This is a genomic window from Paraniabella hibiscisoli (assembly GCF_022512515.1).
Taxonomy (GTDB): Bacteria; Bacteroidota; Bacteroidia; order Chitinophagales; family Chitinophagaceae; genus Niabella; species Niabella hibiscisoli.
In genome coordinates this window covers 4,027,418-4,052,259 of sequence record NZ_JAKWBK010000001.1, presented here as the reverse complement: position 1 = coordinate 4,052,259, position 24,842 = coordinate 4,027,418, and the positions used below count along the sequence as shown (strand labels likewise).

The window sequence follows — 24,842 nt, the reverse complement described above, 5'->3', positions numbered from 1 at the left end:
AAAATTGTGTAGATAATGAATAATTTTAGTATAGATAACCCTGTTATCCCGGGCTAAATTCGCCAATAATTCAATGATACTAAATGAATGTTATTAAAAATTGGCTGTCCTGCGTTCCGTTGATTCTGTTTGCCTGCTTTTCATACGCGCAACCCTATATGGCCGGCAATCGGGAGCACCTGCCGCCGGGGCCGGTACAGGTAACCGGAGTTGTCAATCCTATAAAAAGCCTTGATGGCCAATGGGAGATTAACCTGAATCCTGCGGCCAATGCTATGACCGACAACAGCGCTTCGGCCGGGTGGCGCATCATACAAGTGCCGGGCGAAGCAATGATGCAGGGCTTTAAGATACAACACGACACGGCTTTTATCTATCGTAAAAAACTGCCTGCTATTATTAACACCACCGGCAAACGGCATGTTATCCGTTTTAATGGGGTATATAACCATGCCAAAGTATATTGTAACGGCAAGCTGGTACGTGAACATTTTGGAGGCTTTACTGCCTGGGATGCAGATATCACTAAGTTCGTTAAACCCGGGCAGGATAACTGGCTGCATGTATCGGTAACAGACAGGGCTGATGATATTTCTTATGCTTCCGGCTATGCACATCATCCTATCGGTGGTATAACCCGTAAGGTGCAGTATATCCTACTTCCGGATAACCCGGTAACTCACGTATATGCCAGTGCCGGGCTTACCAATAATTACAGCGATGGAACATTGCGCATTGAAACCCGTTTACTACAACCCGGGAAAGCGATGATTGAGTATGAGCTTGCAGATGCTTACGGTAAAAAAATATGGAACAGCGCGCGAAGCTTAAAGCAGGATGGAGACAGATGGCATGACAGTACGGTGGTCCCCGGCATTAAAACCTGGACCGCCGAAAGTCCTAACCTCTACAAGCTTACCTTAAGGGTAACGCAAAACGAACAATTGCAGGAGACCATCGTGCAACAACTGGGTTTCAGAAGCATAGAGATCAATAAAGACAATGAAATGCTGGTGAACGGGAAAACCGTAAAGCTCCGGGGCGCCTGCCGCCACGATATGCATCCTACATTGGGCCGCAGTACCAACCGTGTGCAGGATAGCCTGGATGTGGTGCTGACAAAGGAAGCCAATATGAATTTTATCCGCACCTCACATTATCCCCCATCTGAAGATTTCCTTGAATTCTGCGATCGATATGGGGTGTATGTGCAGGAAGAAACCGCCATCTGTTTTGTGCTGGACTGGCGCACGGACCCGTATATAAAATATTATAAGACTATGGATGATCCGGCATTTACGGACCGCTACCTGGGGCAGCTAAGCGAAATGATCGACCGCGACAGGAATCATGCTGCAGTAGTGATGTGGTCGATAGGAAATGAAAGCTGGTATGGTACTAACTTTCAAAAAGAATATGAGTTTGTAAAATCCGTTGACGCTACCCGCCCCGTTTCATGGTCATTTCCTGCTACAGCCCTGGATAAAGGCAAACGCAATTTCGACATACTGGTATCGCATTATCCCGCATATAACGGATCGCACAGCGACCTTGGTAAATACGAGAAAAACATGAAAGCTGAGCTGCCTATCATCGGCGATGAATGGGCGCATGTTACCTGCTATAATACGGACCTTAGCTTTTATGATCCGAATGTCAAGGATTTCTGGGGAAGAAGCTTAGACTCTATTTGGTCCTACCGCTTTGATGTAAAAGGTTATCTCGGCGGCGCTATCTGGGGCATGATCGATGAAACATTTGAAATGAAAGACACTACCGTGGGCTATGGTCCCTGGGGCATTGTGGATACCTGGCGCAGGAAAAAGCAGAGTTCTGGAATACTAAAAAAGCGTACTCCCCGGTTCGGCTGCAATTGCAGGACCTCAAACCCGAAAAAGGGATGATTACAATACCAATACATAACCGCTTTGACCATACCAACCTGAGAAACATTCAGGCCATCATTGTAACCGGCAAGCAGAAAAAGGTATTGCCCTTACCCGATGTAGCGCCGCATGCCATGGGTACTATTATCCTGCCTGCCAGTAGTGCTGATTCGACCGTGTTGGTGCAGTTCAAAGACAGCAAGGGCGCCCTGATAGATGAAGAGTTGATCAGCTGGAGAACGGCGCCTCTGAAACCTTTGGTACCAAGCAAGGATAGTTTATGGTCTATAGAAAATAAAGAAGACCAGACGCTTTTAAAAAGCGGCAATATCCTGATAAGCATTAATACCAAAACAGGAACAATCAGCCAGGCCATGGTAGCCGGCCAGCTTGTTATAACCGGCAATCCCCTATTGGTAGTAAACCGGCCTCTGAATGCCGGTGTATTGAAAAATACGGATGGCATTTTCTCCGGCGATTATAAGATCAATAGTTTTAGCTTTGATGAAAAGAACCGGGAAGTATTCATCATTACTTCAAAGGGGCTGGTAGACACCTACCCCGTGGCTATGACCACTGCCCTGTATCCCAACGGACAGATGACCATTACCTATAGTGCTGATAGTATTCCCGCTTATACCTGGGATATAGGTGTAGGGATACCAGTTACCACGGCTTTTGATAAAATTTCCTGGAACCGTAAGGGATATTGGAGTACCTACCCGAAAGGCCATGTTTCAGCACTGACAGGCAGCGCAGCTAAAAGAACCAACAGCAAAGAAGTATATGGTTTAAGGCCCGGCTTTGAAGTAGCACAATCCATGAGAGATTTTATTTTAACCAAAGGAAAAGAAGCGCTGTACCGGGTAGACCTGCCCTCTACAGAAATATACAGGGCTAAAAAAGAAAATATTTATAGCTATACCGTATCGGGAGGAAAAACGGCCATCAGTGTTTTTAGTGACGGCAAACACGCCGCCAAAATGAATGTGCAAAAAGATGGCAGCCAACAATTACTGGTAAGCGATAAATGGGATTACTGGACGCTTAGCTGGGGAATTACCAGGGTACGCGCAACAGGAGTAAAAAAATGAGTGGCACTGTGCTGCTACAGCTGAAGTAAGGTGCAGACAGGAGATCATCTATTCTAAAAAATACATCATTCAATAAAATAAGCTGGCGCTTAATTATTATCATTTGAAATTTTTAATATATGCAATTAGTAAGCACACTCTGGCAAACCGATGACGAATTGTTCAGCATTGTGAAGGCGGAATTATATACCGCTGTTGTTGGTGATATTATGGATAAAATGGGACTGTTGCACCAGTTTCTTGCACCCCAGATACAGCCCCTACGGGAAGACATGTTTGTTGTAGGCCGCGCCATGACGGTACTGGAGGCCGATGTGGTATCCGACAGCAGCAGCCGGAACCCCGTGCTCAACCGCTCCTTTGGCCTGATGCTGGAAGCCCTTGATGACCTGAAAAAAATGAAGTATATGTTTGTACCGGAGCCTCCCCACTTATGCACTCTGGGGGAACTGATGGCCACGCGGGCCAAAATGCTCGGCGCTGCCGGCGCCGTGGTAGACGGTTACAGCCGCGATACCAAAGGCATCCTCGACCTGGATTTCCCAAGCTTCTCTTACGGACGCTATTCGCAGGACCAGGCCCCCGGGGCAAAGTGATCGATTTTCGTGTCCCGCTTAAAATGAATGGTGTTACCGTCAACCCAGGAGATATTATTGTGGGAGATCTGGACGGTGTATGTGTAGTACCCCGGGAAGCTGAAGAGGAAGTATTTAGCAAGGCTATAGAAAAGGCACGCGGCGAAAAAATGGTGCAAAAGAAAATACAGGAAGGGATGAGCGCAAGGGATGCCTTCGACAGGTTTGGCATCATGTAACACCCGGAGAGATTACGAACAAACAGCATCTCTGAAACAGTATAAAGACGCTGTACGCAACAGTTCCCGAAAAAATTATCAATGAAATTTTCCACTATACTCAAACAACTCCTGGCGCTACCCGTTATCGCATTGTCCTTATTATCCCAGCGCACAGCCGCCCAGGATATGCAAGCGATACCAACACTTACCCCTTTACCTCATGCATCGGAGGGAGTAGCGCAACCGGTAATATCCTTAAACGGAGAATGGGGCTTTACAAAGAACAATCAGTCTGCCGGCACGAAAATAAAAGTGCCCGGCGAGTGGGAAATGCAGGGCTATACCGTGCATGAAGGGGAAACTGCTCTATACACCAGGGCATTATCCATTCCCGCAGACTGGAAGGGTAAACGGATCAAAATACGTTTTGAAGGCGTAAGCTCTCATGCCATAGTTAAAGTGAATGGCAAAAAAGTGACAGAACATGAAGGCAGCTTCGTTCCGTTTGAAGCAGACATTACCAATGCCCTGCAACCGGCAGATAATGTTTTGCAGGTGGCCGTACAATCGCGCACCATCAGCGATATTCTTGCCTGTACTTCCCAATATGCCGTACATACCGTGGGCGGAATATTGCGCGACGTAACCCTAATGGCACTTCCACAGGAGCATATCAGCAGCATCGCTGTTGTTACTACGTTTGACAAAGAGTACAGGAAAGCGACACTGTCCCTCAATGTAGGTGCAACAACTACTTCCCCCTCCTACCTGTTTACGTTGCGCGATAAAGAAGGGAAACTGGTAGCGCAGCAGCAGTCTTCAGACCCCCGAACTAAAATTTCGAATCTTAATGTGCGCCACTGGAATCCCGAACAGCCTTACCTGTATGAGCTAACAACCGAATTACAACAAAAGGGTAAAACCCTTCAAACCCTGAAGCAAAAAGTAGGTTTCAGGGAAGTAGCAATTAAAAACGCCCGTGTGTACGTAAATGGTATGCCTGTCAAATTACATGGCGTGAACCGCCATTCCGTGCATCCTGTTACCGGGCGGAGTATAGATGCTTCCCTAGATGTACTGGATGCAGTGCTGTTCAGAGAAGCAAATTGCAATTTTATCCGCACTTCCCATTACCCACCTACTGAAGCATTTCTGAATGCCTGCGATTCTCTGGGTATTTTTGTTGAGGATGAGTCTTCCCTATGCTGGATACAGCACCATGCCTCTCCCATCTGGAAAAAATGGGATTACCGGGACCAGAAGTTCTTACCTTATATGATGGCGGCGAACCTTGAAAAAGTAGTAGCACATCGTAACCATCCATCGGTGATCATGTGGTCGCTGGGCAATGAAAGCGCCTGGAGCCCGCTTTGGGCAAAAGTAAATGAAGCGGTAAAGGCATTAGATCCTACACGACCTACCCTGATGCATGATCAGTGCTGGGGTGGCTTTAATAATTATGGCAATAAAGCCGATATAGCCAACTATCATTATCCAGGTATCAATGGCGGCCGGGCTACCGATACGATGAGCCGGCCTGTATTTTTTGGAGAATATGCGCACCTGGCTACCTATAACCGCAGAGAGCTGCTTACAGACCCCGGGCAGCGTGCTTTTTATGGGGAGCCGCTGGCAAAGATGTACGATTCTATGTACTACTATGAGAAATGCCTGGGCGGTGCTATCTGGAGTGGCATCGATGACGTTTTCCACATGCCCGACGGCCGCATTGTAGGTTATGGCCCCTGGGGACCCATAGATGCCTGGAGAAGAAAAAGCCCGAGTATTTTGGCATGAAAAAGCCTATAACCCGGTAAAGATCGTACAAGCAGACTGGTCCGGAAAAGGCAATGGGTACCTGCTGCTGCAGATAGAGAACCGGTACGATTTCACTTCTTTAAAGGACGTAGCCATAACGGCTGCCTTCGACGAACATGCACCGCAGCAAGTGAAAGCGGCTATCCCGCCCCATGGTAAAGGCACCATCAGGATCCCGCTGAAAAAGAGGCACGGCAATTAAGATTAAGATTTACCGATCCGCGCGGGTTTATCGCCAATGAAGAGCTATATGAGCTACAGCAGGATTTGTGGCAGGCGCAGTCACCCACCAGTAATTTTATCAATAGTTTTACTGAAAATGAAGCAGCTATACAAGTGGTGCAGGGAGATATTCGTTTTCTGATCAGCAAAAGCACCGGCATTATCACCAGCATTACAAAAGCCGGCAAGCTGCTGGTAACGCAGGGGCCGGTGTTCGCGGTGATACCACGCAACAGCGAAGATGGCGGTAAGCCCAATGTTGCGGGAGAAACCTACCAGAATAATATCTACCCCTTAAAAGGCTACCCGCTTTATACCATTTTTGCCAGTGATATAAAAGCACAGCAAACGGGTGATAGTATACTGGTTACCGGAACGGCAACTTTCTCCGACGGCAGCAAGGCCCATACATCCTATACTTTTGTGAGAAACCAGGTGAAAGTAAGTTACGAAATAGATTATAAAGGCAGCCTTGAGAATCCGTACCAGTATGGTATGCTGCTGCAGTTACCGCCGTATATGGACCGCTTAAGCTGGCACCGGAAGGGCGAATTTACTGCCTATCCCGAAAACGATATTGCACGCGAAAAAGGCAGCGCACTTCTGAATGCCCAACCTACCACAGGCGTGGAACCCTGGCGCGTGATACCACGCAGCGACTGGAAAGATGACGCAACAGAGCTGGGCAGCAATGACTTCCGGTCTACCAAAAAAATATATACCATGCCCAATTAAGTGATAAAACAGGCGAAGGTGTTAAAGCCTGGGGCTTTGGCCAACAGGCATCCCGAAGCTGGCTGCAGGATGAGCATATACAGTGGTTGATAGCAGACTATTGCAATAATGGTTCGGAACCTTTTTACGGCAGCCCCTTTACCGATGGCAGGATCAATATTAAAGGCAAGACATTGAAAGGCGGTATAGTACTGGAGTTTTAGCAAACGAATAACAATAACATGAAAGGATCATTATTACTCACAGGTCTGCTATACCTCTTTGGCATACTGAATGCCCAGACGGGGCTAAGTAAGCTAAAAACTGATTTTGCCGATCTGCGTTTCGGCGTGATGATGCATTTTAATATGGGTACTTTCACCAACGAAGAATGGGCCGCTCCTACGCATGACCCTAAACAGTTCAACCCGGTAAAGCTCAACTGCAACCAGTGGGCTGATGCCTGTAAGGCAGCAGGCATGACCTACGGTATTCTCACCACCAAGCATCATGATGGTTTTTGCTTATGGGATAGTAAATACACCGGCTACGATGTAGCAGGTTCTCCGTATAAAAAAGATATTGTACGGCAATATGTAGATGCTTTCCGTAGCCGCGGCCTGAAACCCTGCTTTTATTTTTCGATCTGGGACCGGCATAACGGTGTAGAGAACGGTGGCAGCCACGAGGAGCAATTTGTGCTCAACCAGTTAACCGAGTTATTGACCCAATACGGCGATATAGCCATGATCATTTTTGACGGATGGAACTGGAAGATGGGGCACCGGCTTATTTCCTATCAAAAAGTGTATGAGCATGTAAAAAAGCTGCAACCCAATTGTCTTGTGTCTGAACATAACGGCAACAGCAATTTCCAAAACCGACATAATTTACTATGAAGGCCCCAAAGGGGTGTTCCCACCGGGCAATAATGTATTTGCCTCACAAATGGCGCTCACCGCCACAAACGGATGGTTCTGGCATCCCGGCGCCGAAAAACAGGTAAAAAGTCTCGGCTATTTCCTGGATAAACTCCAAAGACTGGAACCCTTGTATTGCAATTTTATGATCAATATAGGACCCAACCGCGATGGTCTTTTCGATAAAGAAATGGTCGACCGGTTAAAAGAAATCGGTGCCCGCTGGCAGCCGGCTAAAGACCGGCTGCCCCTGCCCCCACAGCCGGAAAATATCAGCAGCTTTATCACACCGCTTTCTATTACGGCTTCTGCCGGGAAAGCCGTGGTTTACCCCGCGCCACCCGCCAATGAAGGGTCTCCCATTGCTACTTTGCTGAACGAAACGCAACCAGTTGTAATGCTGGATGGTTGTGCCGATGAAGTGCCTTCCAATGGCGGTTTTGCACCTTTTCAAACATGCTGGAAATTTGACAACCAGCCATCCCGGTTTATCACACTGGATCTGGGGAAGCCTGTGGTGTTTAGCAAATTTTATATGCTGCCGGCTCGTCACCTTGGTTACAACGGCATTGTTACAGCTTATATGCTGCAAAGCAGCAACGACGGGCAACATTTTAACCAGATAAAAGAAGGACGCTGGGGTATGAATGCCGATTTAAAAATTGCCTCCTTCGATCCGGTTACAGCACGGTATATCAGGATGGAGATCAGGGCATCCGTGGGCGATGCTATGATCAGCGAAGCAGGTGTGGGTAATTAATTGTCAAACTCAGTAGCGGCGATCTCAAATATTCTGTCGGCCTGAGCCTGACGCACCTTTGAGACCGCCTCATAACGACGCTAAAAAATAAAAAATTGAAACAGATCTTATCGCTTTTATTTCTTTTTGCAACAATTAAGGTAAAGGCAGCTGATACAACCCTGGCCATCACCCGTTTTAGTCCCCACCCGGTACAGGTTGCGGGCCTGCAGGCATTCTCAGTGGATCTGAACGGCAGCTGGTTTTTAACCCCGCCCCGGCACCTGATTTTGAAAAACAGGCAGCCGTAGACCCCTCCTGGAAGCAGATACAGGTTCCCGGGGAATGGTCTATGCAGGGGTTCACGGTGGAAAAAATACCTGGGCAGGCTATGCCAGGCAACTGGCCATTCCCGCCGGCTGGGAGGGCAAACGTGTGAAACTAAAGTTCCATGCAATATATAGCGCATGCGAAGTGTATGTAAATGGAAAAAAGCCGGCGAACACCTGGGTGGCTTTACCCCCTTTGAGCTGGACATTACTAAACTGGTAACAGCCGGTTCCCCGGCGATTCTTGCGGTACGCGTAAAAAACGAAGGTATTGCCAACAGCACGTCCAATGCCAGCCGCTATGCCGTGCATCCCCTCGGAGGTATTTCCCGCAAAGTACAATTGGTGGCGATGCCTGAAGTAAACATAGGCTCCTTTCACGCTGCCACCCAATTTGATAAAGCATATAAAAATGCCATTTTAAAAACCCAGGTAACCTTACACAACGAGTCGAAAACTGCCTGTTCCAATGCAACCTTACGTATTAGCCTCACCGACAATGAAGGGAAAGCTGTACTCACTAAAAATGTTCCCTGGGGAAAAGACATTCCGGCTGGGCGCGCCGATGAAAAAATAATTGAACTGCCGGTAGATGCACCTGAAAAATGGGATCCCGAGCATCCCCGGTTATATACGTTACAACTTGAATTAACAGCTAACGGCGATACAGAAACAGTGGAAAGACGCATCGGCTTCCGGCAAATTGAAGTGAGAGGTAGCCGTGTCTTTGTAAATAATATGCCGGTTAAACTCCGGGGTGCCTGCCACCACGAGGTGATGCCCCGGCAAGGACGCGCTATAACAGGTAATGTTTGGCTACAGGACGTGCAGCTCTTCAGGGAAGCCAATCTTAATTATATCCGCACTTCTCATTATCCGCCAGCCGAAGAACTGGTAGCAGCCTGCGACAGCCTGGGCATGTTTTTAGAAGTAGAAGCTCCGTTTTGCTGGGCGCATGAAGCAGTGGTTACCGCAGCAGACTCTGTAGCCATTCTTCAAAGGCAAACGCTTGATATGGTAAGCTTTTTCAAATCCGCACCTTCGGTTCTGATGTGGTCGCTTGGCAACGAAAGTTTGAAATACAAGGAATATTTTAGCGCTACCGCACTGTTGGTAAAAAAGCTCGATCCTACGCGCCCCCGTATCTTCAGTCAATGGGGACCCGATGCTGATAACGGCGAACTGGAGATCACCAATCACCATTATCCCGGCCCCGGAGGACCCTCACAATATGCTGATTCGAAAAGGCCCATTGTATTTGATGAGTATGTGCATATTAATGCCTATAACCGGTTTGAACTGGTAACCGATCCCGGTATACGTGATGCATGGGGCATAGGATTTTATGCCATGTGGGAAAACATGTATAAAACCCCTGCCGTTTTAGGCGGCGCCATCTGGGCCGGTATAGATGATTCATTTTTTATGCCAGACAGCACGGCCGTAGGTTATGGCACCTGGGGTATTATAGACGGTTGGCGCAGACCCAAGCCGGAGTACTGGAACACTAAGAAAATATACTCCCCCATAAAAATAAAGCAACTGGGTAACCTGGTTGGTGACAGCATCCGCCTTGAAATAGAGAACAGGCATTTATTCAGCAACCTGAGCGAATGCCGCTTTGAATGGCGTGCCGGAAACCACAACGGCACTATCAAAGCAGCCGCACCAGCCGGTAAAACCTGGCGCGGCGTGGCTACCATCAAAGGCCCCTTACCTGCCGGCGCATCTTTTTGATAGACGTATATGACCCGCGCGATATACTTATCGACCAATATGCTTTTACCGCAGTGCCCGCCATTAACAGGTTTACAGGCAGTACTCCGGGTAAGGAGTTCCTGCTGAGCTACCATTCGAAAGAAGCCACCCTTTCAGCCAGCGGAAGAAATACAACAATGGTTCTTAATAAAACTACCGGCACCATCAGCATAACCGATGCTAAAAACAATACGGTTATTGACGCCCTGCCCCGCCTGATGGTTTTACCGCTAAACGGCCAAGGCCGTGGTGTGCAGATGACCGGCACTTCTCAGGTATTTGAGCCCTTTACGGCAACGGCCGCTAACAGGGTTTTGCAGGATATTGCTTATCAAACAGCTGCCGGCACATTTACTGTCACCGTTAGAGATGAATACGATGAAGCAAAGGGCTTTACCACCCTTACATTTACCGGTGACGGAAATGTACAGGTAACCTATCGCTATACGCTTAAACAACCTATCAACCCGCGGCAATGGGGGTTGGTGTTTAGCCTGCCCGATGGTTTCAACAAACTGTCCTGGAAGCGTGACGGATTATGGAATTACTATCCCCAAGATCAGATCGGCAGACTCACTGGCAGTGCACCCGCATTTTCCAATGCACCTGTTTCAGGCGCAGCCGGACCGGCTGACCAGCCTTCAGGCGACTGGTCGCAGGACCGGAATGAATTAGGCACGAATGATTTCCGTTCCACAAAAATGAATATCCTGGAAGCAGTGCTGGAGGCCTCAACCGCAAAAGTAAAAGTAGTGTCGGAAGGCACACAGCATATAAGAAGCTGGAAAGAAAAGAACCGTACCAAAATGTTGGTTGCAGACTACAGCAACCTGGGATCGGAAGGCTTTTTCAGGAGTCATGCTTCTTTACTGGACCAGCCTCTAAAAAAGGATGATATAATGGAAGGTAGTGTGCATTTGCAGATAATTTTGTAAATAAATTTAAAAATATACGGATGAAAATAACAGATGTGAAAGTTTGGCTGGTTGAAGGTGTAAAGTATAACTGGACACTTTTAAAAATTTACACCGACACCGGACATACCGGCGTTGGCGAAGCCACCAACTGGCCTGGCAGCCCCATCGTATACGAAGCTGCCAAACATGTAGGTGAACGTATCATCGGCCTGGACCCGATGAAAACCGATTTTATATGGACTAAATTATACCGCGACCTGAACTGGCTGGGGCCCTTCGGTGCCAGTATGTGCGCAATCAGCGGCATTGATATGGCGTTGCTGGATCTGAAAGGAAAGGTGTATGGCGCTCCCTGCTATGAACTATTGGGCGGTGCATTCCGGAAGAATATATTGCTGTATGCCAACTACTGGTTTACAGGAGGCGGACATAATGCGACAGATTATGCAGCCCAGGCAAAAAAGGTAAAGGAAGCTGGTTTCACCGGGTTGAAGTTTGACCCCTTTGCACATACCAACTACCTTTATGGCGAAGACCTCTCCTCCAACCTTACCCTTACGGCCGAACAGCAGGACCTGGCATTTGAAGTAAGTAAAGCAGTGCGGGATGCTGTGGGACCCGATTTTGATATTATGATTGAAACACATGCGATGCTGAACTACCGCGTAGCGGTGAAAATGGCACAGCGCTTATCAGCGCTTGACATTACCTGGTATGAGGAACCTGCCGGGCCCGAAAGCGCTGACACATTGAGAGCCATGCGGGAACGTATCCCTTCCAACGTGTCTATTTGCGTAGGTGAACGCCATTATACCCGCCATAATATACGCCCGGTGCTGGAGAAAAATATCTGCGATATCATGATGCCGGATATTACCCGTTGCGGCGGTCCCAGCGAAATGAAACGTATGGCCACTATGATGGAAGCTTACAATGTATTACTGGCTCCTCACAACCCGAATGGCCCCTTATCCACCCTTGCCTCCGCTCATGTGTGCGCATCGGTGCCTAATTTCTTCAGACAGGAGTTTATGTTTAATGATGTGCCCTGGCGTGATACCGTCATTGACCACCCGATAAAGGACATGGTATACGACGGGCATCTTCATTTAAGTGATCGCCCCGGACTGGGTGTTGATCTGATTGAAGCAGAAATGGAGCAGCATCCTGGTATTACCCAACCACGCCCTGGATTTTATGTGTAGGCACCCAATGACTATTAGGATATAAATTTTAAGATAACAGCTTTATTTTTTCGCATGTTTAGTATCGATCTGAAAAATAAAACAGTCCTTATTACCGGTGTTACCAGCGGTATCGGGCGTGGCATTGCAAGGCAAATGGCCCTGGCGGGTGCCAGTGTTTCGGGATGTGCCAGTAGTCCCGACGATGCGGGATGGCACGATGAAATAACCGGCCTGGGAGCAACAGCTTTATATACACGCTGTGATGTAATGATACGCGCCGAACTGGAAGAACTGGTTGTAAGAACAGTAGCACATTTTGGTAGCATCGACATACTGGTCTCCAATGCCGGCGGCAATGTATTTACAGGCGCAGCCGAAAGCAGGCAAGCCGACTGGGACCGGAACATGCAATTAAACCTGGCTTCACACTGGCATTTGTCTGCATTAAGCAAACCTTACCTGGAAAAGCAGGGTGGTGTGATCATCATCATGACATCCAACCATTCCTACAGCAGCATACCAGGTTGCTTCCCCTATAATGTTGCTAAAACGGCGCTTACCGGCCTGGTGAGAAGCCTGGCCATTGAATGGGGGCCTGCTATCCGAACAGTAGGGATAGCGCCGGGCTTTATAGATACCCCGGGCAACCAGGAATGGTTTGACAGCTTCACGAATCCTGCAGCAGAAAGGCAGCGTACTATAGACAGACACCCTGTAAAAAAGCTGGGAACTGTTGATGAAATAGGCGGCTGGTGCGTATTTCTCGCCAGTACGTATGCCGCATTTGCTTCAGGCACCACCTACCTCATTGATGGCGGACGAAGCGCCCTGATGCAGGATAGCCAGTAACCCATAGCCAAAGTTTAAGCGAGTTACCCAAGCCCCAATTTTTTTAATGAATACCTGGAACGCAATATTATTACAAAAGGCATCCCTGCAATTAGGCGAAGGGGCGCTCTGGCATCCCTTATGGCAACAGTTTGTGTATGTGGATATCGAAGGGAAATTACTGGGACGTATCGATCCGAAAACCGGCAGTTCTGAAATTAGGATAATGGATAAACATATAAGTCTGGCACTTCCTGCTACCGGCGATAAGCTGCTGGTAGCGCTACAGGACAGCCTGGCTTTGTATGATTTCGACAGCGAACAAATCCAGGAGCTTATCCCCCTGGAGCCGGACCTGTCCCACAACCGCAGCAATGATGGTGCCTGCGATGCTTCTGGCAGGTTATGGATCGGCACCATGCACCGGCATGCAAAGCCCGACCAGGGTACATTATACCGATACAACGGCTCAACCCTTACAGGCATGATCACTCCTACATCGGTATCCAATGGTATCGGGTGGTCGCCTGACAATGATACGCTGTATTATATAGACTCTCATTCTCCGTACATCAGGGCATTTGACTTTGATCTGCAATATGGAACTATAACAAACGAAAGAATTATTGTTCATATAGACCTGCCAGGTTGCGTGGCAGATGGTATGTGTGTTGATGCAGCGGGCATGCTTTGGGTAGCCATTTGGGACGGCAGTGCCGTGCACAGGTATAACCCCGATACGGGTGCATTGATTGGGGTGGTACAGGTACCGGTACCGCATGTAACCAACTGTGCGCTGGGAGGTACCGGCATGCAGCAACTTTTTATTACTACCGCACGCACGGGACTTACACCTGAAGAGCTCCACCAATTCCCATTAAGCGGCAGCTTATTTATAGCCGATGTTGATATAGCCGGTTCAAATCCTTTTTATTTTACGGGTACAGCAGCCACGTAATATCCATTAAACATGTATTACCATAATGAAGCTTGAATTAATCGATTATCTTATCATTGCCATCTATTTTTTATTTGTAGTTGGTATTGGCTTTTTATTAAAGAAAAAATAAAAAGCGGCAATGACTTTTTAATGAGTAACCGGAGCATCCCACTCTGGATCACCAGCCTGGCTTTTATATCAGCCAACCTGGGTGCACAGGAGGTATTAGGCATGGCCGCCAACGGCGCCAAGTATGGTTTATATACCGCGCATTTTTACTGGCTGGGCGCTGCCCTGGCCATGATTTTCCTGGGAATTTATATGATGCCTTTTTATTATGGCAGCAAAGCCCGCAGTGTACCCGAATATTTAAAATTACGCTTCGATGAAAAAACGCGCACTTTCAACGCGCTTACCTTCGCCGCAATGACTGTATTTTCTTCGGGTGTTTCTTTGTATGCCCTGGCCATGCTGATGGAGGTGATACTTGGATGGAATTTTAATCTGTCTATCTGGATGGCAGCCGGAATAGTACTGGTCTATACTTTTTTGGGCGGTTTAACCAGCGCAGTTTATAATGAAGTGCTGCAGTTCTTCCTCATTGTTTTGGGTATTGCGCCCCTGGTTTTTATTGGATTGGATAAAGCAGGCGGATGGGAAGGTGTTGTACAACACGTAGAAGATGCAAAGCTGCATGTATGGAAAGGCCTGGATCATCCTTCCCACAACCCGATGGGCGTTGATTTTATCAGCATGGTATTCGGGTTAGGATTTGTACTGGCATTCGGGTATTGGTGTACCGACTTCCTGGTAGTGCAAAGAGCCATGATCAGCCGTAACCTCAACGATGCCCAGCGCACACCGATCATCGCCGCCATCCCAAAAATCCTGATGCCGGTGATCGTGATCCTGCCCGGGCTGGTGATACTTGCATTGCAACAGCAGTTCCCCGGATTCGAGCTCCCCGTTAACGAAGCAGGCGAAACCAACTATAATATGGTGCTCCCTACCCTTTTAAAACAGCTATATCCCAACGGCATCCTGGGAGTTGGGATTACCGCCCTTATAGCTTCTTTTATGAGCGGCATGGCCGGTAATGTAACCGCCTTTAATACCGTGTGGACATTTGATATTTACCAGGCACATATAAAAAAAGATGCCTCAGAAACGCACTATCTCTACGTTGGCAAAGTCACTACTGTTGCGGGTATCCTGCTGTCGGTGGCCACTGCCTATGTGGCAAAAGGTTATAACAGCATTATGGACCTGCTACAGCTTGTTTTCAGTTTCGTAAACGCTCCCCTGTTCGCAACCTTCGCTTTGGGTATGTTCTGGAAACGCACGACCGGGCATGGTGCATTCTGGGGATTGCTTGCCGGAACCACCGCCGCTGCTATAACACATGGGATTACCACTGCTGAGGGCAAAGGGGCTGGATCAGCACCGTGCACAATTTTTATTCGGGTTCCAGCCAGGCTTTTACCATCGCCTGGATCTCATTTGTCGCCTGCCTGGCAGTTACTGTACTGGTAAGCCTGTTCACCGATCCCAAACCCGAGGAAGATTTGAGGGGGCTGGTCTACAGTCTTACACCCAAAGAAAAAGATACAGCCAAAGTATGGTATAAAAACCCGCTATGGCTGGGCGTTATCGTTTTTTTAGCAACCATTGTATTAAACATTATCTTCTTCTAAATAAAAAACATGAACAAGCTTTTTGATCTTCGTTTTGTGATCGGGGTGTTTTTTTCATTGATAGGCCTGATGCTTTTTGTGTACGGTTTATTAAAAGGTATCGGGATTAATACATACTGTGGAATTTTGTTTATATGCTTCGGGATAGTCATGCTTGCGGTTTCCAGGAACAAAAGATAATCTGTTTATTGTAATCCTTTTTTCAACAGGCTTTATGAACACCTACGGCCTTTTCATGCACCGAAACAGCAGGTAGTGGTAAAGTTTTGTTCAGGGAAAGCTTTGGCAGGAAGTGGGTTGACTCCGCAATGAGTGGTCGTGTTAAAAAATAAATTATTCTCTCGTTCGTGCAGACTTATTATGTAAAACCCCAGCATAAGACATAATATTCTCTAACACGCATCCGTAGTTCTTAAACAAGCGCCCTTAGCCTTTGGACGATCGCTAATGATCAGATGGGCCACTTTAATTTCTTTGCGGGAGTACTCTAACACCCTCTGTAAAATCATAATACAGTTACCTGCTTTCTGTACTCCCTCGGAGTTAAACCTTTCACTTCCTTAAAAAAACGGTTAAAATTCGATAAGCTCTGAAAGCCACATTCGTAGGCAAGGGCTGTAATGGAATAATCGCCGTCTGATATCAATTTGCATGCATGACTGATACGTATATTATTTACAAATTCAACCAGTGTTTTTTGCGTACGACTTTTAAAATACCTGCAAAAAGCCTGTTGATTCATGTTGGCTATTGACGCCATCTCTTCCAATTTTATATCGCTCTTAAAATTGCAGAATATATGCTTAAATACGTTATCCATTCGATCGCTATCTTTAGCCTGGTAGGTATTTTTATACCCCGTGCTTGCGAGTAAGTTATACTCTTTGGTAGTCGTCAGCAATTCAAATATTTCCAGCATGGTAATTAACTGTGCCAGGCTTTTTTGCGCAGTCATTTTTACCAGTAACTTTTTTAAACTTTCTTTTGTTTCACCAAAAACACCATACCCCTTTGGGCAATTTTAAAAAGCAGGGTTAGCTTTTGAACATCAACCAATTCGGAAAGCAGGTGAACTAATTTGTCAGGATGGAAAAATAATGCAAGCGATTTTGCACCCGTATTACGGGCTTTTTTGGGAGGGACTGTATATCATTATGCCAGACATGCGGAATATCAGATCCCAGAAAAGTTAGTTCGCCACTATTAAAAAAGTCAACACTGTCGCCAACGATACGCCTTCCCTCACTTTCCAATATATACGTAATCTGGCATTCGGTATGAAAATGAAATTCAGTAGAGAAATAGGGGCGCTCCAGGATCCTTATTGAAAAAATACCGTTGTCTGCTCCTTCTAATATTGTTGCGTGAATAGGCTTCATATTAGCACTAAAAGTACTTTTTGAAAATATTTTTGCTAAAATAAGCTATGTTTTGGTCATTCAGGCAGTAGTTATGGGCAAGGCTGATACCTAATTTTGTTAGTAACAATTGGTTTGACCATGCTTCAAAATAAAATCATCCTGATTACCGGAGGTTCAGATGGCATTGGCTGGGAATGCGTAAAAGCCTATGCGAAAGCAGGCGCATGGGTATGTGTAGCAGATATGAATAAAGAAGGAGCCCAAAAGTTATCAGCATTAGGCAAGGAACACTCCTTTTTGCACTGCGATGTTACGCAGGAAGAAGAAGTCGAAGGCGCTTTTTCAGCTATGCTTAAAAAATACGGGCGGCTGGATGCGATTCACAATAATGCCGGTACCGGTCATCCTTCGAAGCCCCTGCACCTTACCTCCAATACAGAGTGGGACACATTAATGAATGTAAATCTCAAGAGTATTTATTTAACCACGAGGTATGGCATCGATCATTTAAAAGCTTCACGGGGAAGCATGCTCAACACCAGCTCTTTAGTAGGTGAAATAGGCCAGGATAACCATGCAGCATATGTTGCCACCAAAGGAGCTGTAAACGCTTTAACTAAAGCGATGGCGCTGGACTACGCACCTTACGGCATTCGTGTCAATGCCATTTCTCCGGCGGCTGTCAACACCCCGATGCTCCAGGCCTGGAGCCAGCAGCAACCTAACCCTGAAAGTATCATTAGCTACCTAAACAATCTTCAGCCTTTGGGAAAGATGCCGGAAGGAGATGTGATTGCCGATGCCTGTGTTTTTTTGTTGAGCGATTTAGCCAGGTTCATAACCGGCCATATTTTACCGGTAAGCGGTGGTGCCGAATTGGGATACCGAACATTAAAATAAATTAATAAATGATACAAGACATCGGGATCAGTGATAAGCGATTTAAACTTTCAGCCGGGGCCGGCAGCGATGCTATTCATAAAGACCCGCAATACTCTTATGCAGTAACACAATTAAAAGATGAAAAAGGGCATATAGGTACCGGCCTGGCATTTACCGTGGGAGCCGGGAACGATCTGGTGTGTAGCGCAGCAAAATTTTATGCGGAAAAATTAAAGTGCTTTGATATTGAAGAATTGATGAGTGATTTTGGCAACACTTTTAAAACCTTATCCAACGAGCAGCAATTTCGTTGGCTGGGGCCACATAAAGGTGTAGTACATCTGGGCCTTGCCTCTGTAACCAATGCCTGTTACGACCTTTGGGCAAAGCAACGTGGTGTACCGCTTTGGAAGCTATTGATTGATCTGTCTCCAGAGGAAATTGTGAACACGCTTGACCTTTCTTATCTTGAAGATGTATTAACCCAACAGGAAGCTATTGAAATACTTACGGAACAGGTTTCCACGAAAAAGAGAGAGAACCTATTTTGCAAAAAGGCTACCCGGGCTATGACACTTCGGTAGGTTGGTTTAATTACGAAGATGAAAAAGTCAGGGAAAATTGTAAAAAAGCCGTTGACCGTGGCTTCACTGCCATGAAATTAAAAGTAGGCTCCGCCGATCCCCGGCGGATATACGCCGATCGCATATAGTGCGGGAAGAAGCCGGTGACAACATAAAAGTGATGCTGGATGCCAACCAGCAATGGACATTACCCGAGGCTATTGCTATATGCAGGGAACTGAAAAAATGAATCCTTATTGGATAGAAGAACCTACCCATCCAGACGATGTATTAGCCCATCAGGCACTTGCCCGGGAAATAGCCCCGGTTAAAATTGCTTTGGGTGAGCATGTGCCTAACCGCATCTTATTTAAAAACTACCTGCAAACAGGATGCGCCGGCTTTATACAGGTAGATGCTTTACGTGTTGGAGGTGTGAGTGAATTTATTACAATAAGTTTATTATGTAAGAAGTTTGGCGTGCCGGTGGTTCCTCATGTAGGTGATATGGGCCAGCTCCATCAGCACCTGGTATTATTTAATCATATCGCCATGGGACATGAGGCGTTGTTCTTAGAGCATATTCCACATCTGCAAAAAAACTTTATACATCCCGTCAGGATAGACAACGGCGTATACATAACACCACAGGAAGCCGGAAGCAGCTGCGACCTGGTGGAGGATTAACAGAACATTTGTTTATATACACTGCCTGACTACTTGTTAGTTTTATTATACCTCACCCCTAACAGCATCCATATGGTTTCTACACCGGATACGATCATTGCAATTGCCTACATCCTTCTTATTGTCACTATTGGCCTTTGGACCAGCAGGAGCAAAAAAATAAACCTGACAATACCTCTTCGAAAGAATATTTCCTGGCAGGAAAAACGTTGCGCTGGCCCATGATAGGCCTGGCATTGTTTGCTACCAATATCTCCTGCCTGCACCTGGTAAGTCTTGCCCAAAGTGGCTTTGACACCGGTTTGCTGAATGGCAATTTTGAATGGATGGCTGCTTTTACCCTTATTCTGCTGGCACTTTTATTTATTCCCTTTTACATCCGCTCAGGTATCTCCACCCTACCCGACTTCCTGGAGAAAAGGTATAACAAAGCCTGTCGCGACTGGCTGGCATTTATCTCTATCATTTCTGCAATTATCATACATATTGCTTTTTCCTTTTTAGCGGGCGGTATTGTGCTCGAAACCCTGTTCGGTATTAACATGTACTACAGCATTATTGTAATTGCGGGACTGACCGGCTTATATACCATTATCGGCGGGCTAAAGGCAGTAGTGGTAACCGAATCTATTCAAAGCATTGTGCTGATTGGAGGCGCGATTCTTATTACCATTTTTGCGTGGAACAAGGTAGGTGGATGGGAAAATGTAACTCATGTGCTTACGGAGGAAAATGCTATGGACAAGCTCAGCATGATTCGCCCGGCAGGCGATGCCAGCGGCATGAGCTGGGTTGCTGTATTCCTGGGTTACCCGGTACTGGGAATCTGGTATTGGTGCGCCGATCAAACCATCGTGCAGCGTGCTTTAGGCGCCAAAGACGAGAACCATGCCAAGGCCGGCGTATTGTTTTGTGGGTTTATTAAAATTTTACCGGTATTCATATTTGTTATGCCTGGTTTATTCACCTATGTTTTGTATAAAACGGGAGCTATGGATTTAAGCAGCCTTCCTACACTGGTACAAAATGGTGAAACCATTCCCGATTCCAAAGGTATCTATACCTTAATGATCACACAATTGGTTCCCAAAGGTGTTGTAGGCATTTTGGTGGCAGCCTTGCTGTCGGGATTAATGAGCCAGATAGCAGGAGCGCTCAATTCAATTGGCACTTTAGCCAGTTATGATTTATACAAGCGCTTTAAGCCTGATACCTCCGATAAAAAATTAGTATCGGTGGGCAGGTGGACAGCCGGTATCGCCCTGGTACTTTCTATCGGATTATTGCCACTTCTCAATCAATATCAAAGTTTATTTGAAGGTCTTAATGATATTATAGCGCATATTGCGCCGCCTATCACCTGTGTATTTTTGCTAGGTGTATTCTGGAAAAAAGCCTCTGCAAAATCGGCCCAGCTTACACTTTGGCTGGGATCGGTGTTGGGAGTGCTTGTTTTTATGATAAACAAGATAATGGGGAAAGAAACATTGATGGGCCAAATTCCCTTTATGATGATGGCGTTTTACCTTTTTTGTGCCTGCGTTTTAATACAGGTTGCATTATCTTACATCTACCCTGTTCAGCACACGGAAGAAAGCAGTAAACTGTACTGGAAATCCATTTGGGAGCCCCTGCAGGCAAAGGGTTGGAAAGGGGTTGGGAATTATAAAGCCCTATCCGTATTGTTATTGCTTGTAATGGGTGTGCTTTATTTTATTTTCAAATAAAACGGTCAAAATAGTGTTATTAAAAAAATATGTACCTGCTGCCTGTTTGCCATTTGTGTGCAGATATCCTTTGTAAATGCACAAAGCAACAAAACCGGTAAAATCTGGTACACTAGTCCGGCCAATGCTTCGGTAAAAGACGATCCTAATGGTTGGATGAATGATCCGGAATGGCTAAAAGCTTTACCGGTGGGAAACGGGCATATAGGAGCGATGGTTTTCGGCGATGTGAATAAGGAGCGCATCCAGTTAAATGAAATGACTTTATGGAGCGGCAGCATGGACGAAGGAGATAATCCTGAAGCTGCAAAATCTTTATCGCAGATCAGGTCACTGCTTTTAGGGCAAGTATAAAGAAGCGACGGAGCTTACCAATAAAACCCAGATCACAAAAGGAAAGGGTTCGGGCCATGGAAATGGGGCCACCGTACCTTTTGGCTGCTTTCAAACTTTGGGAGATCTGTGGCTCAACTTTAATAGTAATAAGCCCTACAGTAAATATTACAGGGAGCTGGATCTTATCAACGGCATTTTAATAAGCCGGTTTACACAAAATGGCGTAACGTATACCAGGGAAGTTTTTGCAAGTCATCCAGATAAAGCATTGATCATTAGATTAACGGCTAATAAACCTAACGCTATAAATTTTGATGTAACCATCAATCGCCCTGAAAAATTTACTACCTCAACAAGCAATAACCGTTTGATGATGCAGGGCATATTGGATAATGGTCGTGGAGGTAATGGTATGAAGTATAAAACCTATGTCACCCCGTTGCTGACAGACGGTTCGTTACGTGCAACGACTAATAGCCTACAAATAAAGAATGCCAGCGCTGTAACACTTGTTATTACTGCAAAAACAAATTATCGCCAACATTACCCCGATTTTATCAATAATAATTTTGAAAACGATCTGGAAAGTATCACACGAAAAGCAACAGCAAAAACTTATTCAGCATTGAAACAAACCCACGTCAACGATTTCAGCAGTTTTATGAAACGAATAGATTTTCAGCTTGGCAATACCCACAATAATATCCCTACTGATGAACTGGCAAACAAAAATTTTGAAACGAAAAATGAGCAGGCATTATACCCGCTATATTTTCAATTTGGCCGTTATCTTTTACTGTCTTCTTCCCGTGCCGGTGGCCTGCCTGCCAATCTGCAGGGTATTTGGGCCAACAAAATCCAAACGCCCTGGAATGGCGATTACCATACCGACATCAATGTACAAATGAACTACTGGCCCGCAGAAGTGGCCAATTTATCAGAAAGTCATTTGCCCTTAATGGATTTAATAGCATCACTCTCCCAACCCGGCAAAAAAACGGCAAGTATACAATACAATATGAAGGGATGGGCATTGCACCCCATTACCAATGTTTGGGGTTACACTTCCCCTGGCGAAAGTGCTAGCTGGGGCATGCATATTGGCGGCGGCGCCTGGCTTATGCAACACCTGTGGGAACATTATGCATTTACCCGCGACCAAACTTTCCTGTCTAAAGCATATCCACAGTTAAAAGAGGCCTGCCTTTTTATTTAGACTGGCTTGTAAAAGACCCTAAAACCGGCAAACTGGTTTCCGGCCCTTCACCATCCCCTGAAAATACATTTAAAGCGCCTGACGGATCAACAGCACAAATCAGCATGGGCCCCTCACATGATCAACAGGTAATATTTAATCTTTTTGAAAACACATTGCAAGCTGCTGCAATATTGAACCCAAAAGATGTCTCATTTATAAAACTTGTAGAACAGGCAAAAGCCAACCTGGCAGGTCCGAAAGCAGGTGCAGATGGACGCCTACTGGAATGGGCAGAACCTTTTGAAGAGGCAGAACCCCTACACCGGCATCTCTCGCATTTATTTGCATTCTACCCCGGCAATGAGATCACCTTAAACAAAACACCGGATTTAGCCGCCGCCGTAAAAAAATCGCTGGAGGCAAGAGGCGATGGTGGTGTCGGCTGGACCTATGCCTGGAAAATTGCATTATGGGCCCGCCTACACGATGGAAACAGGGCTCTTCGTATTTTAAACAATCAGTTACGACCTACTACTGCTATTGACACTAAGTACAACGACGGCGGAGGCACTTACTACAACTTGTTCGATGCCTGTCCTCCCTTTCAAATAGATGGTAACTTCGGCGTAATAGCGGGTATGGCCGAAATGCTGGTTCAGAGCCACGAAGGTTTTATAGAATTACTACCGGCTCTGCCTGCACTATGGGCGAATGGCCGGGTTAAGGGTTTAGTAGCCAGAGGTGCTTTTGTTATTAATATGAGCTGGAACAATGGCCAGCTGAGCACAGCTTCCATTTATTCGAAAGCGGTGTTTGCGAAGTCAGGTATCTCGGCAAAAAATTGAACATCAATCTGGCCCCGGGTCAGAACCTTTCACTCAGCAAATTACTTTAAAAGAAATTAGCTTTAAACACTTGTAATATTGTAAGCAATGAAAACAACAATCCTTTGCATCAGTTTGATGCTGTTTAGTTTCATTAAAGTCGATGCCCAAAAAATCAATTCCCTACAGTCCTTTATGCACGACCGTTTCGGGATGTTTATTCATTGGGGGCCTGTAAGCCTGCGTGGCACCGAAATAGGCTGGAGCCGCGATAACCAGGTGGCTAAAGAAGACTATGACAGCCTGTATAAGGAATTCAACCCTGTTCTATTTAATGCAGAAGCATGGGTAAAAGCCGCAAAAGATGCGGGCATGAAATACCTCACCATTACCGCCCGGCACCACGATGGTTTTTGTCTTTGGCCTACTCAATACACCAGCTACAATATTATGAACACGCCATTCAAAAAAGATGTCGTTGGCGCTTTAAGCAAAGCCTGCAAAAAATATAATATTAAATTCTGCATCTACTATAGCATTTTGGATTGGTGGCACCCAGACTACCCCTTACACTCGCCCCACAAAAACCCTCAACCCGATCCCCGATCGGACATGAACCGTTATATAGCTTATATGAAAAACCAGTTGAAAGAATTAATTACTCATTACGATCCTTATATGCTTTGGTTTGACGGCCAATGGGAAAAACCCTGGACGGATGAAATGGGCCGGATATTTACCGCTACATCAAACAACTAAAACCGTCGATCATTTCCAATAACCGTTTAGGAAAAGAATTTGCCGCGATGGAAAACAAAGCTATTGACCCGTCGAAGATGATTGGTGATTATGATACCCCTGAGCAAACAGTCGGAAAAATGAACATGACCACTCCCTGGGAGAGTTGTTTCACCATTTGTGACCAATGGGCCTGGAAACCTAATGATAAAATGAAGAGCCTGAAAGAATGTTTATCCATACTGATAAAAAGTGCCGGCGGAAATGGAAACCTGTTGCTGAACGTAGGACCTATGCCCGATGGCCGCATTGAAGCAAGGCAGGTGGCACGTTTAAAAGAAATAGGCGATTGGCTGCAAAAAAATGGCTCAGCCATCTATGGCACATTGGGCGGGCCTTATATGCCCACCAGTAACTATGCAGCTACCCGCAAAGGCAACAATATTTACCTGCATGTAATCAATACAGACACCGCGGCCATTGCAATAAAAAACATACCGGGTAAAAAATACTAAAAGCGCATACCATGAGCGGTGAAAATATAATTATTAAAAACAGCAACGATATGCTTACCCTTGCCCTGCCCAAAAACCGCGATACCCAATTACCCTACGTTATTGTGCTGGAACTAAATGGCAGCGCTGAAGCGGTACCGGTAATCAAATAATGTACCGGCGTACTATA

The 24,842-nt window shown here is 46.2% G+C and carries 27 protein-coding genes and 2 pseudogenes; 27 read left to right on the top strand and 2 right to left on the bottom strand.

Annotation, left to right across the window (positions count from 1 at the left end; all coding sequences use genetic code 11):
- Nucleotides 1–158: 158 nt before the first annotated feature.
- The 17 genes from MKP07_RS25055 (at nt 159) to MKP07_RS24985 (ending at nt 15,681) form a co-directional block, all read left to right on the top strand.
- Nucleotides 159–1,904, top strand: coding sequence for a glycoside hydrolase family 2 protein (locus MKP07_RS25055; RefSeq protein ID WP_240849835.1), 1,746 nt, complete (start codon nt 159–161; stop codon nt 1,902–1,904).
- On the top strand, nt 1,901–2,980 hold the full coding sequence (locus MKP07_RS25050) for a DUF4981 domain-containing protein (protein WP_240849833.1): 1,080 nt from the start codon (nt 1,901–1,903) through the stop codon (nt 2,978–2,980). Before MKP07_RS25055 ends, MKP07_RS25050 begins: the two co-directional genes overlap by 4 nt.
- 119 nt (nt 2,981–3,099) lie before the next feature.
- On the top strand, nt 3,100–3,576 hold the full coding sequence (locus MKP07_RS39475) for an RraA family protein (RefSeq protein ID WP_262919461.1): 477 nt from the start codon (nt 3,100–3,102) through the stop codon (nt 3,574–3,576).
- On the top strand, nt 3,573–3,794 hold the full coding sequence (locus tag MKP07_RS39470) for an RraA family protein (RefSeq protein ID WP_317235890.1): 222 nt from the start codon (nt 3,573–3,575) through the stop codon (nt 3,792–3,794). The genes MKP07_RS39475 and MKP07_RS39470 overlap by 4 nt, the downstream gene beginning before the upstream one ends.
- Before the next feature lie 81 nt (nt 3,795–3,875).
- Nucleotides 3,876–5,573 (top strand): glycoside hydrolase family 2 protein, encoded by a 1,698-nt coding sequence (locus tag MKP07_RS25040; protein ID WP_240849831.1) that lies wholly within the window; start codon nt 3,876–3,878, stop codon nt 5,571–5,573.
- Complete coding sequence (locus tag MKP07_RS25035; RefSeq protein ID WP_240849829.1) at nt 5,536–5,796, top strand: DUF4981 domain-containing protein; 261 nt, start codon at nt 5,536–5,538, stop codon at nt 5,794–5,796. Before MKP07_RS25040 ends, MKP07_RS25035 begins: the two co-directional genes overlap by 38 nt.
- A gap of 65 nt (nt 5,797–5,861) precedes the next feature.
- The gene (locus MKP07_RS25030) at nt 5,862–6,551 is read left to right on the top strand and encodes a beta-galactosidase small subunit-related protein (protein WP_240849826.1); all 690 of its coding nucleotides are present in this window, start codon (nt 5,862–5,864) and stop codon (nt 6,549–6,551) included.
- Between the two features lie 221 nt (nt 6,552–6,772).
- A complete protein-coding gene (locus tag MKP07_RS25025) occupies nt 6,773–7,429 on the top strand; it encodes an alpha-L-fucosidase (protein ID WP_240849824.1) in 657 nt (218 codons plus the stop codon).
- 13 nt (nt 7,430–7,442) lie between these two features.
- Entirely contained in the window at nt 7,443–8,210 is a 768-nt protein-coding gene (locus MKP07_RS41405) for a discoidin domain-containing protein (protein ID WP_240849820.1), read from the top strand.
- Nucleotides 8,211–8,305: 95 nt separating this feature from the next.
- Nucleotides 8,306–8,500: a hypothetical protein gene (locus tag MKP07_RS25015; protein ID WP_240849818.1), complete on the top strand. Its 195-nt coding sequence runs from the start codon at nt 8,306–8,308 to the stop codon at nt 8,498–8,500.
- 34 nt (nt 8,501–8,534) lie between these two features.
- Nucleotides 8,535–8,741, top strand: a complete 207-nt coding sequence (locus MKP07_RS42935; RefSeq protein ID WP_394803601.1) for a sugar-binding domain-containing protein — start codon at nt 8,535–8,537, stop codon at nt 8,739–8,741.
- Entirely contained in the window at nt 8,657–10,255 is a 1,599-nt protein-coding gene (locus tag MKP07_RS25010; RefSeq protein WP_240849816.1) for a glycoside hydrolase family 2 protein, read from the top strand. The genes MKP07_RS42935 and MKP07_RS25010 overlap by 85 nt, the downstream gene beginning before the upstream one ends.
- Complete coding sequence (locus MKP07_RS25005) at nt 10,252–11,211, top strand: hypothetical protein (RefSeq protein ID WP_240849814.1); 960 nt, start codon at nt 10,252–10,254, stop codon at nt 11,209–11,211. Before MKP07_RS25010 ends, MKP07_RS25005 begins: the two co-directional genes overlap by 4 nt.
- Nucleotides 11,212–11,231: 20 nt before the next feature.
- Complete coding sequence (locus MKP07_RS25000) at nt 11,232–12,398, top strand: mandelate racemase/muconate lactonizing enzyme family protein (RefSeq protein WP_240849812.1); 1,167 nt, start codon at nt 11,232–11,234, stop codon at nt 12,396–12,398.
- A 54-nt stretch (nt 12,399–12,452) separates the two neighbouring features.
- Nucleotides 12,453–13,229, top strand: a complete 777-nt coding sequence (locus MKP07_RS24995; RefSeq protein WP_240849810.1) for an SDR family NAD(P)-dependent oxidoreductase — start codon at nt 12,453–12,455, stop codon at nt 13,227–13,229.
- A gap of 46 nt (nt 13,230–13,275) precedes the next feature.
- Nucleotides 13,276–14,166 (top strand): SMP-30/gluconolactonase/LRE family protein, encoded by an 891-nt coding sequence (locus MKP07_RS24990; protein ID WP_240849808.1) that lies wholly within the window; start codon nt 13,276–13,278, stop codon nt 14,164–14,166.
- A gap of 132 nt (nt 14,167–14,298) precedes the next feature.
- Nucleotides 14,299–15,681 carry a sodium:solute symporter family protein gene (locus tag MKP07_RS24985; RefSeq protein ID WP_240849806.1) on the top strand — a complete coding sequence of 461 codons (1,383 nt, stop codon included), beginning with the start codon at nt 14,299–14,301 and terminating at the stop codon, nt 15,679–15,681.
- Nucleotides 15,682–16,347: 666 nt separating this feature from the next.
- On the opposite strand, the gene MKP07_RS24980 is transcribed toward MKP07_RS24985, so the two are convergent.
- On the bottom strand, nt 16,348–16,797 hold the full coding sequence (locus tag MKP07_RS24980) for a helix-turn-helix domain-containing protein (RefSeq protein WP_240849805.1): 450 nt from the start codon (nt 16,795–16,797) through the stop codon (nt 16,348–16,350).
- Between the two features lie 118 nt (nt 16,798–16,915).
- Entirely contained in the window at nt 16,916–17,221 is a 306-nt protein-coding gene (locus tag MKP07_RS24975) for a cupin domain-containing protein (protein WP_240849803.1), read from the bottom strand.
- A 120-nt stretch (nt 17,222–17,341) separates the two neighbouring features.
- Between MKP07_RS24975 and MKP07_RS24970 the strand changes: the two genes are divergently transcribed.
- The 10 genes and pseudogenes from MKP07_RS24970 to MKP07_RS24930 all read left to right on the top strand — a co-directional run bounded on the left by MKP07_RS24970 (nt 17,342) and on the right by MKP07_RS24930 (nt 24,825).
- Nucleotides 17,342–18,103: an SDR family NAD(P)-dependent oxidoreductase gene (locus MKP07_RS24970; protein WP_240849802.1), complete on the top strand. Its 762-nt coding sequence runs from the start codon at nt 17,342–17,344 to the stop codon at nt 18,101–18,103.
- 8 nt (nt 18,104–18,111) lie between these two features.
- Nucleotides 18,112–18,669: an enolase-like domain-containing protein gene (locus tag MKP07_RS24965; protein WP_240849800.1), complete on the top strand. Its 558-nt coding sequence runs from the start codon at nt 18,112–18,114 to the stop codon at nt 18,667–18,669.
- A gap of 127 nt (nt 18,670–18,796) precedes the next feature.
- A pseudogene (locus MKP07_RS24955) lies at nt 18,797–19,335 on the top strand (enolase C-terminal domain-like protein).
- Nucleotides 19,336–19,472: 137 nt separating this feature from the next.
- Nucleotides 19,473–21,062, top strand: coding sequence for a sodium:solute symporter (locus MKP07_RS24950; RefSeq protein WP_240849796.1), 1,590 nt, complete (start codon nt 19,473–19,475; stop codon nt 21,060–21,062).
- Between the two features lie 57 nt (nt 21,063–21,119).
- Nucleotides 21,120–21,416 carry a glycoside hydrolase N-terminal domain-containing protein gene (locus tag MKP07_RS39460; protein WP_317235888.1) on the top strand — a complete coding sequence of 99 codons (297 nt, stop codon included), beginning with the start codon at nt 21,120–21,122 and terminating at the stop codon, nt 21,414–21,416.
- Nucleotides 21,417–21,447: 31 nt separating this feature from the next.
- A pseudogene (locus tag MKP07_RS24945) lies at nt 21,448–23,189 on the top strand (glycosyl hydrolase family 95 catalytic domain-containing protein); the annotation flags it as partial.
- A gap of 45 nt (nt 23,190–23,234) precedes the next feature.
- Nucleotides 23,235–23,441, top strand: coding sequence for a glycoside hydrolase family 95-like protein (locus tag MKP07_RS42930; RefSeq protein WP_394803694.1), 207 nt, complete (start codon nt 23,235–23,237; stop codon nt 23,439–23,441).
- An 87-nt stretch (nt 23,442–23,528) separates the two neighbouring features.
- Nucleotides 23,529–24,179: an alpha-L-fucosidase gene (locus MKP07_RS39455; protein ID WP_262919460.1), complete on the top strand. Its 651-nt coding sequence runs from the start codon at nt 23,529–23,531 to the stop codon at nt 24,177–24,179.
- Nucleotides 24,155–24,673: an alpha-L-fucosidase gene (locus tag MKP07_RS39450; protein ID WP_317236095.1), complete on the top strand. Its 519-nt coding sequence runs from the start codon at nt 24,155–24,157 to the stop codon at nt 24,671–24,673. The genes MKP07_RS39455 and MKP07_RS39450 overlap by 25 nt, the downstream gene beginning before the upstream one ends.
- 11 nt (nt 24,674–24,684) lie before the next feature.
- Complete coding sequence (locus tag MKP07_RS24930) at nt 24,685–24,825, top strand: hypothetical protein (RefSeq protein ID WP_240849793.1); 141 nt, start codon at nt 24,685–24,687, stop codon at nt 24,823–24,825.
- The last annotated feature ends 17 nt before the right edge of the window (nt 24,826–24,842 follow it).